The following is a 10,678-nucleotide window of genomic DNA, read 5'->3' on the forward strand; positions in this document are numbered from 1 at the left end:
CCGCTTCGGCGCTCAAGGCGCGGGGCAGGGGATCGGCACGGGCGGTGCGGGGCGCGCGCTCCAACCCTTCGGCCAGGCGCCAGCCGCGCTCGGCCTTGCTCTCGAACAGGGGGACCAGGGCGATGTCGGCCGACAGGCGCCGGGCCAGGGCGAACAGGGCCTGGGGCGGACCGTCCTTCAGCTCCAGTTCGAGTTCGCGCAAGGGTTCGACGTGGCCGCCCGCCGACAGTTCGCCCTCATCATAGGCGGCCTCGATCACGGCTCCGTCGAAGGCGACCAGACGGGCGCGGCGACGCACCGTGCTGGCGAAGCGGGGCGACAGGTCGCGGCGGCGGCCCTTCAGCAGGACGGCGGCGGGCGTCGTCTTTACGGCCTGCCAGTCCAGGGCCTCGCTGGAGACCGGCGTCTCCCATTCGGCGCGGTTGAGGACGTCGCCGCCGGTCTGGCCCTTCAGCGTCTGGACGAAGCCGCGTCCGGTCGCGCGCACCCGCAGGCCCCAGCCCGCGCGGCGCAACACCTGGTCGGGCGTGTCGAAATAGACGGAGCGCAGGGTCTGCACGCTGTCCTCGCCCGCCAGGGCGGGGTGGGCGGCCAGGCGCGCGGCGGCGCCGGGGCCGAGCCGGAACTTGAGTTCGATTTCCTGCGTCATGCCGGACATGACGCCATTGTGCGCCCATCGCCGCGCGGGTCCAAGGCGATGAAAATGATCCAACAGCCAAGCTCGCGCGTTAGGACGGGATGACTGATCTTCAGACCGCCCAAACCGTCCCGCCCGCCGAGCCGGCCAAGCCCGCCGTTCTGACCATCCGCAACGCCCGCATGGGCGATGTCGCCGGGATCAACGCCCTGGTGGCGCGGGTCTACAAGGACATGCCGCCCTATACGCCGGGGATGCTGCGCGGCCAGATCGCCACCTATCCCGACGGGCAGTTCGTGGTCGAGTTCGAGGGCGAGATCGTCGGCTACGCCGCCAGCTTCCGCATCGACGAGGCGTCGGCCATGGGGCCGCACAGCTGGGACCAGATCACCGGCGGCGGCTATGGCGCGCGCCACGATCCGGCGGGCGCGTGGCTGTACGGCATGGAGGTCTGCGTCGACCCCGCCCGACGCCGTCTGCGCATCGGCCAGCGCCTGTACGACGCGCGTCGCGACCTGTGCGAGGCGCAGAACCTGAAGGGGATCGTCTTCGGCGGCCGGATGCCGGGGCTGGCGCGCCGCCGGGCCGCCTATCCGGACCCGAACGCCTATGTCGAGGCGGTGCGGGACCGCAAGGTGAAGGATCCGATCATGGCCTTTCACCAGCGTTCGGGGTTCGAGCCGGCGGGGGTGCTGCTGAACTATCTGCCGTCGGACAAGGCGTCGTTGGGCCATGCGGCGCGCTGGGTCTGGCGCAATCCCTACTATGTCGAGGCGACGGGCAAGGGGGCGGCCTTTGCGGTCAAGGAGACGGTGCGCGTCGCCACCGTTCAGCTGCAGATGCGCAAGGTCGAGAGCTTTGGCGAGTTCATGGACAATGTCGAATATTTCGTCGACGTGGTGTCGGACTATCGCGCCGACTTCGTGGTCTTCCCCGAGCTGTTCACGCTTCAGCTGCTGTCGCTGGAGACGAAGAAGCTGACCCCGGCGGAATCGATCGAGGCCCTGACCCGCTATACGCCGCGCTTCGTCGAGGCGATGCGCGAGCTGGCGGTCGGCTACAACGTCAACATCATCGGCGGCTCGCACCCGACGCGGACCGAGGACGGCGAGATCCAAAATGTTGCGTATGTCTTCCTGCGCGACGGTTCGGTGCATGAGCAGGAGAAGATCCACCCGACCCCGAACGAGCGCCACTGGTGGAACATCAAGGGCGGCGACCGCGTCCACGCCATCCCCACCGACTGCGGGCCGATCGGGGTGATGATCTGCTACGATTCTGAGTTCCCCGAACTGGCGCGGCGTCTGGCGGACGAGGGGGCGCGCATCCTGTTCACCCCCTTCTGCACCGACAACCGGCAGGGGTATCTGCGGGTGCGCTACTGCTCGCAGGCGCGGGCGATCGAGAACCAGTGCTACGTCGTGCTGTCGGGCAATGTCGGCAACCTGCCGAACGTCGAGAACATGGACATCCAGTATGCGCAGTCGTGCATCCTGACGCCGTGCGACTTTCCGTTCGCGCGCGACGGGGTGGCGGCCGAGGCCAGCGAGAACGTCGAGACGGTGACGGTGGCGGACCTGGATCTGTCCGACCTGGCCTGGGCCAAGGCGCAGGGGACGGTGCGGAACCTGCGGGACCGCCGGTTTGATCTGTACAAGACGGTGTGGACGGACGGGGGGTGACCTTACTCCCGCTCATCTCGGCGGACGCCGGGATCCAGTGAGGGCAGCGCGCACGAGGCCTGGTGTTCATGCCGCGCGTTTGAGGCCAAAGCACGGGGCCCCGGCGTCCGCCGGGGTGAGCGGGGATTTCGTGACCTGCCTTCTATTCCGGCCGCCGCGCCGGGCTGTCCCGGAACCGGGGCGCAGGCGCGGGCTGCATCACGCCCTGCGCGGTGACGAAGGCCTCGCGGGCGCGGTTGTGCGGGTGGTCGGGCGCCTCGGTCATGGACAGGACGGGGGCGACGCAGGCTCCTTGCGCGTCCGGATCATTGCACCAGTCGTCGCGGGTGCGGGTGCGGAAGACGGCGGCCAGCTTGTCCTTCAGCATGGGCCACTGGGCCGGGTCGAACGGCATGGCGAAGTCGGGATCGCCGCCCAGTCCCGTCAGCCGCATCAGGGCGATGTAGAAGGCCGGTTCGATGGCGCCGACGGCGAGGTATTTGCCGTCCGACGTTTCATAGACCTCGTAGAACGGCGCGCCGGTGTCGAGCAGGTTGACGCCGCGCTCGTCGCGCCACGTCAGATTGGGCGGCAGGGGCGCGGGCAGGGCCTGGCGGAAGCCCCAGATCATGCTCATCAACAGGGAAGAGCCGTCGGTCATGGCGCAGTCGATGACGTCGCCGCGTCCGGTGCGCTGGGCCTTGAGCAGGCCCGCCACCATGCCGAAGGCTAGCAGCATGCCCCCGCCGCCGAAATCGCCGACCATGTTGATCGGCGGGGTCGGCTTCTCGCCCGCCCGGCCGAAGGCGTGAAGCGCGCCAGAGACGGCGATGTAGTCGATGTCGTGGCCCGGCGCCGAGGCCAGCGGCCCGTCCTGACCCCAGCCGGTCATGCGGCCGTAGACGAGGCGCGGATTGTCGGCCAGAAGCGCGTCGGGGCCGAGGCCGAGACGCTCCATCACGCCGGGACGGAAACCCTCGATCAGGCCGTCGGCGGTGCGCGCCAGATCGCGGATCAGGGCGGCGCCTTCGGGCGTCTTCAGGTCGGCCTCGACCAGACGGGCGCGGCTGCGGTTCAGGGGATCGCGCGGGTCGGGCGCGGCGCCGGGACGGTGGACCAGCACCACCTCCGCCCCGTGATCGGCCAGCATCATGCCGCAGAAGGGGGCGGGGCCGATGCCGCCGATTTCGATGATGGTCAGGCCGTCGAGGGTTCCGCTCATGCCCGCCACTGAAGCCGAGGCGGGCGGCCCCGTCCAGCTTGCGCCGTCCGAGACCGCCTCTTCGGGGGGAGCTGAATGATGCACCCGCTCACCCCGGCGGACGCCGGGGCCCAGTGCTTTGGCCAAGGACGCGACCGTGCCGGTTGGCGAGGCGCGCGTCGCCCTCACTGGATCCCGGCGTCCGCCGGGATGAGCGGGTGGAAGGCCTACGCCGCCCGGTTCTTCACCAGATCGTCCACCACCGACGGATCGGCCAGCGTCGAGGTGTCGCCCAAGGCGCCCAGTTCGTTCTCGGCGATCTTCCTCAGAATCCGCCGCATGATCTTGCCCGAGCGAGTCTTGGGCAGGCCCGGCGCCCACTGGATCACGTCGGGGGCGGCGATGGGGCCGATCTCCTCGCGGACCTGGGCGATCAGGGCCTTGCGCAGGTCTTCGGTCGCCTCGACCCCCTTGTTCAGGGTGACATAGGCGTAGATGCCCTGACCCTTGATGTCGTGGGGGAAGCCGACGACGGCGGCCTCGGCCACGTCGTCGTGCAGGACCAGCGCGCTCTCGACCTCGGCGGTGCCCATGCGGTGGCCCGAGACGTTGATGACGTCATCGACCCGGCCGGTGATCCAGTAGTAGCCGTCTTCGTCGCGGCGGCAGCCGTCGCCGGTGAAATACTTGCCTGGATAGGTCGAGAAATAGGTGTCGAAGAAGCGCTGGTCGTCGCCATAGACGGTGCGCATCTGGCCCGGCCAGCTGTCGGTGATGCACAGATTGCCCTCGGTCGCGCCGTCCAGCACGCCGCCCTCGGCGTCCACGATTTCAAGCTCGACGCCGGGCAGGGGCTTGGTCGCCGAGCCGGGCTTCAGGTCCGTGGCGCCCGGCAGGGGCGAGATCAGGGCGCCGCCCGTCTCGGTCTGCCACCAGGTGTCGACGATGGGCAGGCGGCCTTCGCCGACGACTTCATGATACCAGCGCCAGGCCTCGGGGTTGATCGGCTCGCCGACGGTGCCCAGCAGGCGCAGGGACTTGCGGCTGGAGGCCTTAACCGGGGCGTCGCCCTCGCGCATCAGGGCGCGCAGGGCCGTGGGGGCGGTGTAGAAGATGTTGACCTGATGCTTGTCCACCACCTCCCAGAAGCGACTGACGGTGGGATAGTTGGGCACGCCCTCGAACATCAGGCTGGTCGCCGCATTGGCCAGGGCGCCGTAGACGACATAGGTGTGGCCCGTGACCCAGCCCACGTCGGCGGTGCACCAGAAGACCTCGCCGGGGCGATAGTCGAACACCAGCTCGTGCGTATAGCTGGCCCAGAACAGATAGCCGCCGGTGGTGTGCAGCACGCCCTTGGGCTTTCCGGTCGAGCCGGAGGTGTAGAGGATGAACAGCGGATCTTCGGCGTTCATCGGCTCGGGCGCGCAGTCGGGCGAGGCCTTGTCCGTCTCGACGCCCCAGTCCAGATCGCGGCCCTCGACGAAGGGAACCTCGGCGCCGGTGTGGCGAAGGACCACGACGGTCTTCACGCCCGCGACCTTTTCCAGCGCCTTGTCGACATTGGCCTTCAGCGGCACGCGCTTGCCGGCGCGGCAGCCCTCGTCGGCGGTGATGACGAACGCAGATTCGCAGTCCTCGATCCGCCCGGCGATGCTGTCAGGCGAGAAGCCGCCGAAGATGACCGAATGCACGGCGCCGATGCGGGCGCAGGCCAGCATGGCGTAGGCGGCTTCCGGGATCATCGGCAGATAGATGGTGACGCGGTCGCCCTTCTGGACGCCGTTGGTCTTCAGCACATTGGCCAGACGGCAGACGCGGTCGTGAAGCTGGCCGAAGGTGACGGCTTCGCTGTCGGTCGGCTCGTCGCCTTCCCAGAGGATGGCGACCTCGTCCCTGCGGGCGGGCAGGTGGCGGTCGATGCAGTTGACCGAGGCGTTCAGCACCCCGTCCTCGAACCAGCGGATGCGGAAGTCGGCCTTGTTGAAGGAGACGTCCTTGATCTTGGTCGGGAAGGTCATCCAGTCGAGACGTTCGGCCTGTTCCGCCCAGAAGGCCTCAGGGGTCTCGCGCGCCTGCATCCGGGCCGCTTCATAGCCGGCGCGGTCCACGTGGGCGCGGGCGGCCAGTTCGGCGGGGACGGGATAGATTTCCGGATCAGACACGCGATTTTCCTCCAGCAGTCTTTTTCTTTTGCGGCTTCAGAAGCCGTATTTGGCGAACAGGATCAGACGGGTCATGTCGCCGTCCAGCCCTGACTCCAGTTTGCGATCAGCGAACATCACCTCGGCGCCGACATCAAACGCCGTGACAGGCGACCAGATCAGATTGGCGTGAAGGCTCTGGGCCGAACGGTTGACGCCGGTCCCGGTCAGGGCCGTGTCGTTGTCCACCTTCTGCGTCGACCAGATCAGGCTGGAGCGCCAGCCCGGCGCCCAGACGTGGCGATAGGCGGCGAAGCCCGCGACCACGCCGATGGCCTCCAGATCGCCCGAGGCGTCCAGCACCGCGTCGTTGGAGAAGTTCAGCCCGACATAGCGGCCGATGCCTTCGCCGCCGGTCAGCATCAGGCGGATGTCGTCCTGCGCCCCGACCTTGAACTTGGCCGAGGCCGACAGGCCCCAGCCCGTGGCGGTGGAATTGATGTTGGTCGCCGGGTTCTGATACTTCAGCTGACGCACCAGGCCGGACAGCTGCACGTCGCCCCACGGGCGGCTCAGCGCATAGCGGGCGGTCAGGTCGGGCAGGCTGTTGTCGTCGGCGATGATGCGGGCGCCGCCGCCGAAGGGGGTGACGGTGGTCTCGGGGTTCTCCAGCGCGATGGAGAAGGGGCCGCGCGTATAGCGGACCTGGGCCTGACGGGCGAAGACCGTGCCCTCGGCCGCGCCGACGAAGTCCGCCGATTCCGGCAGGACGGCGGTGTTCTGGAAGTTGGTCCACTCCTGACCGATCAGCCAGTTGTCGATGGTGACGAAGGCGCGGCGCAGGGCGGGGTTCGAGCCGCTGGTCGTGCGCTGGTCGCCCGAGCCGGGCAGGGTCTGGAAGTCCATCTCCAGCCGCGTGCCGATCTTGTGTCCGGACACGACGCCGTCGGTGGTCAACCAGAAGCGGGTCTGGCGCGCGTTGAAGTCGGTCGCGACGTCTTCGTCCGTACCGCCGACCGGGATGGCGCCGGGCAGGTGGTAGTCGCGCAAGGGGTCGCCGTTGGCCGGGTCGCCGCCGGAATAGCTGGAGGCCATGGCGTCGACCTTGATGAAGCCGCCGAACTTCACCGTGTGGTCGCCGATGCGGAAGCCGTCCGAAGGCGCCGCCGGGGCGGAGACCGGCGTCGGCGCGGGCGCCGGCCGCGTCTCCAGGCGGATGATGTCCTGGGCCTGTGAGGCCTGCTGCGTTCGGGCGGCGGCGACTTCGGACTTAAGACTGTTCAGCTCGGCTTCGAGCTGGGCGATGCGGGCTTCCAGAGCGGCGCTGGCGTCTTGAGCCAGTGCGGCGCCGGGCGCGAGCAGCAGCGCGGCCGCAGCCACGCCGCCGAACAAACGGCAGCTTCCCATGCGTGGTCCTCCCAGACCGTTGTTCCGGGCCTGTCTGTCGCAGGCCTCAGGACGGCAGCATTCCGCGCGCTCCGGGTTTGCGGCCATTAGCCATTCGTCTAGTTTCGACCAAAGTCGAGGCGCGGCATGGTGTCGTCGCGACGCGGCCGACGAAACAAGAACCGCGCGTGGGAAGGACACTCATGGATCGCATCGTCGTCGCCGACGACCACCCCCTGTTTCGGGCGGCGCTGAAGTCGGCTGTCGAAAAGGCGTCCGAAGGCGCCCAGATCGTCGAATGCGCCAGCCTGGCCGAGGCGCAGACCGCCCTGGGCGCGGCGCCGGTCGATTTGCTGCTGCTGGACCTGAAGCTGTCGGACGTGGACGGCATGACGGGCCTGACCCTGATCCGCGCCGATCATCCGGCCGTTCCGGTCGCCGTCGTCTCGGCCAGCGAGGAGGCGCCGACCATCCGCCGCGCCCTGGCGCTGGGGGCGGCGGGCTTCATTCCCAAGTCGGCGGCCCTGCCGACCATGGTCGAGGCCATCCGGGTCATCCTCGAAGGCGAGACCTGGGCGCCCGAGGTCGAGGCGGCGGGCGAGGAAGAGGTCGATCTTCAGGCCCGCATCGCCAGCCTGACGCCGTCGCAGCTGCGCATTCTGGAGGGGCTGAAGGTCGGGCGGCTGAACAAGCAGATCGCCTTCGATCTGGGCGTGACCGAGGCCACCATCAAGGCGCACCTGACCAGCGTCTTCCGCAAGCTGGGGGTGCAGAACCGGACCCAGGCGGTGATCTTGGCCCAGTCGCTGGAGCTCTGACTTCCTTCAATCGATAGGAAGAGGGCGGCCATTATTCGACCAAGGTCGCTCTGCGCAAACCACCGTTCCTGCTGTCACTCTCCCTTCCGACGCTCGGCGCAAAGCACGCCGGGCGCGAGGGAAACGCGCCGCGCATCGCGGCCGCATAGGAAGGGACTGCCCATGACCGACCGCACCATGGGTGCGGCGGACGGCGGCGAGCACACGGTCGACAAGAACGACCGGCTGGTGATTCTCGCCTCCTCCGTCGGCACCGTCATCGAATGGTACGACTTCTATCTTTACGGCTCGCTGGCCGCGATCATCTCCGCCCAGTTCTTCTCGGGCGTGAACGAAACCACCGGCTTCATCTTCGCCCTGATGGCCTTCGCCGCCGGCTTTGCGGTGCGCCCGTTCGGGGCCATCGTCTTCGGCCGCATGGGCGACCTGTGGGGGCGCAAGAACACCTTCCTGGTGACCATGCTGCTGATGGGCATCTCGACCTTCGTGGTCGGCCTGTTGCCGCCCTATGCGGCCATCGGCATCGCCGCCCCGATCATCCTGGTGCTGATGCGCCTGATTCAGGGCCTGGCGCTGGGCGGCGAATACGGCGGCGCCGCCACCTACGTCGCCGAGCACGCCCCGCACGGCAAGCGCGGCTTCTACACCTCCTTCATCCAGATCACCGCCACCGTGGGTCTGCTGCTCAGCCTGATGGTGATCCTGGGCGTGCGCTTCGCCCTGGGCGAGGAAGCTTTCGTCGAATGGGGCTGGCGCATTCCGTTCCTGGTCTCGATCCTGCTGCTGGGCGTGTCCTTGTGGATCCGCCTGAAACTGTCGGAAAGCCCGGCGTTCAAGCGCATGAAGGCCGAAGGCAAGGGCTCGACCACGCCCCTGAAGGACAGCTTCATGAAGTGGCCGAACTTGAAGCTGGTGCTGATCGCCCTGTTCGGCCTGGCGGCCGGTCAGGCCGTGGTCTGGTACACGGGCCAGTTCTACGCCCTGTTCTTCCTCGAGAAGACGCTGAAGGTCGACCCCGCCCTGGCCAACATCCTGATCGCCGCCGCCCTGGCGCTGGCGACGCCCTTCTTCATCTTTTTCGGCTGGCTGTCGGACAAGATCGGGCGCAAGCCGATCATCCTGGTCGGCTGCCTGCTGGCCGCCCTGACCTATTTCCCGCTGTTCAACGCCCTGACCGGCGCCGCCAACCCGCGCCTGGCCGCCGCCGTGGCGGAGTCGCCGGTGACGGTCTACGCCGATCCGGCCGACTGCCACTTCCAGTTCGACCCGGTGGGCAAGACCGTCTTCAACAGCTCGTGCGACCTCGCCAAGACCCACCTGGCCAAGGCCGGCGTCACCTATGTCAACGAAGCCGCCCCGGCCGGAACCGTGGCCCAGGTGCGCATCGGCGACCAGGTGGTCGAGAGCTTCAACGGCAAGGTCATGCCCAAGGCCGACTTCGACGCCCAGAAGAAGACCTGGGACGCCGGCCTGACCGCCGCCCTGACCCAGGCCGGTTATCCGGCCAAGGCCGACAGCGCCCTGGTCAACAAGCCCATGGTGATCGGCATCCTGTTCCTGCTGGTCCTCTATGTGACCATGGTCTACGGGCCGATCGCCGCCGCCCTGGTCGAGATGTTCCCGACCAAGGTGCGCTACACCTCCATGTCGCTGCCCTACCACATCGGCAACGGCTGGTTCGGCGGCTTCCTGCCGACCACTGCGTTTGCGATGGTCGCGGCCACGGGCAATATCTACTACGGCCTCTGGTACCCCATCGCCATCGCCGTGCTGACCCTGATCGTCGGCGTCCTCTTCGTGAAGGAAGGCAAGGACGTGGATATCCACGACTGATCGAGCGGCTTCGCAACAACTGACTTTCGCCAACCTGCGGGCGGTCCGGCTTCGGCCTGGCCGCCCTCTTTTTCACTTGCCCGCGTGAGCGCGCCCGGCCCAGATGACGCCCATGTTCAGCCTCGCCACCCTGGCCCTGACGGCCTTCTACATGGCCGCCCTGTTCGGCATCGCCTGGTGGTACGAGCGGCCGCAGATCAAGGCGCGGCGCGGGATGCTGGGGCCGTCGCTCTACGCCCTGTCGCTGGCCATCTACTGCACGTCGTGGACCTATTACGGGGCGGTGGGCACGGCCGCGCGCGACGGGTGGGAGTATCTGCCCATCTACGTTGGGCCGATCCTGGGGCTGACCCTGCTGCTGCCGCTGTGGCGGCGCATCGCCTCGGCCGCCCGGCGCGAGAACGTCGGCTCGATGGCCGACTTCATCTCGTCGCGCTACGGCAAGAGCCCAGCGCTAGGCGCGGCGGTGGCGGGCGTCGCCATCCTGGGCTCGGTCCCCTACATCGCCCTTCAGCTCAAGTCGCTGTCGATGGCGGGCGAGATGATTACGGCGGGCACCCCCGTCGCCGGGTCCGAGAGCCTGACCGTCCTGGTCATGGCGGCGGTGCTGGCCGGGTTCGCCATCCTGTTCGGCGCGCGACGGCCCGACCTGACCGAGCACAATCGCGGCCTGATCCAGGCCATCGGCATCGAGTCCATCGTCAAGCTGGCCGCCCTTCTGGCGGTGGCCGTCTTCGCCGTCGTCCTGCTGGCCGCCTCGCCGTCGCGTCAGGCCGTGACCGACAGCCTGGGCCAGTTGGGAACGTGGCCGCATATCGACGCCCGCTTCATGGCCATCACCCTGGTGGCGACCCTGGCCATCTTCTGCCTGCCGCGTCAGTTTCACGTCGCCTTCGTCGAGGGCGGCGACCCGGCCCAGGTGCGCCGCGCGCGCTGGATCTTTCCGCTGTATCTGATCCTGACCACCCTGGCGGTCCTGCCGCTGGTGGCGGCGGGCG

General features: G+C 68.4%; 7 protein-coding genes and 1 pseudogene. 4 read left to right on the forward strand and 4 right to left on the reverse strand.

Features of this window, described 5'->3' with window-relative positions; all coding sequences use genetic code 11:
• Positions 1-649, reverse strand: a 649-nt coding sequence (locus B2Y21_RS00555) for a CYTH domain-containing protein (protein WP_292055929.1), incomplete at its 3' end; no start/stop codon positions are given.
• Between the two features lie 89 nt (positions 650-738).
• On the opposite strand from B2Y21_RS00555, the gene B2Y21_RS00560 reads away from it, so the two are divergent.
• Positions 739-2,319 (forward strand): bifunctional GNAT family N-acetyltransferase/carbon-nitrogen hydrolase family protein, encoded by a 1,581-nt coding sequence (locus B2Y21_RS00560; protein ID WP_292055931.1) that lies wholly within the window; start codon positions 739-741, stop codon positions 2,317-2,319.
• 142 nt (positions 2,320-2,461) lie between these two features.
• On the opposite strand, the gene B2Y21_RS00565 is transcribed toward B2Y21_RS00560, so the two are convergent.
• From B2Y21_RS00565 to B2Y21_RS00575, 3 genes are all read right to left on the reverse strand, one after another.
• On the reverse strand, positions 2,462-3,646 hold the full coding sequence (locus B2Y21_RS00565) for a CaiB/BaiF CoA transferase family protein (RefSeq protein WP_292055933.1): 1,185 nt from the start codon (positions 3,644-3,646) through the stop codon (positions 2,462-2,464).
• Between the two features lie 80 nt (positions 3,647-3,726).
• A complete protein-coding gene (gene acs, locus B2Y21_RS00570) occupies positions 3,727-5,664 on the reverse strand; it encodes an acetate--CoA ligase (protein WP_292055935.1) in 1,938 nt (645 codons plus the stop codon).
• Positions 5,665-5,700: 36 nt separating this feature from the next.
• Positions 5,701-7,050 (reverse strand): DcaP family trimeric outer membrane transporter, encoded by a 1,350-nt coding sequence (locus tag B2Y21_RS00575; RefSeq protein WP_292055937.1) that lies wholly within the window; start codon positions 7,048-7,050, stop codon positions 5,701-5,703.
• A gap of 182 nt (positions 7,051-7,232) precedes the next feature.
• Between B2Y21_RS00575 and B2Y21_RS00580 the strand changes: the two genes are divergently transcribed.
• From B2Y21_RS00580 to B2Y21_RS00590, 3 genes and pseudogenes are all read left to right on the forward strand, one after another.
• A complete protein-coding gene (locus B2Y21_RS00580; protein WP_292055939.1) occupies positions 7,233-7,847 on the forward strand; it encodes a response regulator transcription factor in 615 nt (204 codons plus the stop codon).
• A gap of 177 nt (positions 7,848-8,024) precedes the next feature.
• Entirely contained in the window at positions 8,025-9,680 is a 1,656-nt protein-coding gene (locus B2Y21_RS00585) for an MFS transporter (RefSeq protein ID WP_409410819.1), read from the forward strand.
• 112 nt (positions 9,681-9,792) lie between these two features.
• Positions 9,793-10,678: pseudogene (locus B2Y21_RS00590) on the forward strand (hybrid sensor histidine kinase/response regulator); the annotation flags it as partial.

The sequence above is a fragment of the Brevundimonas sp. UBA5936 genome (assembly GCA_002430835.1).
Lineage (GTDB): Bacteria > Pseudomonadota > Alphaproteobacteria > Caulobacterales > Caulobacteraceae > Brevundimonas.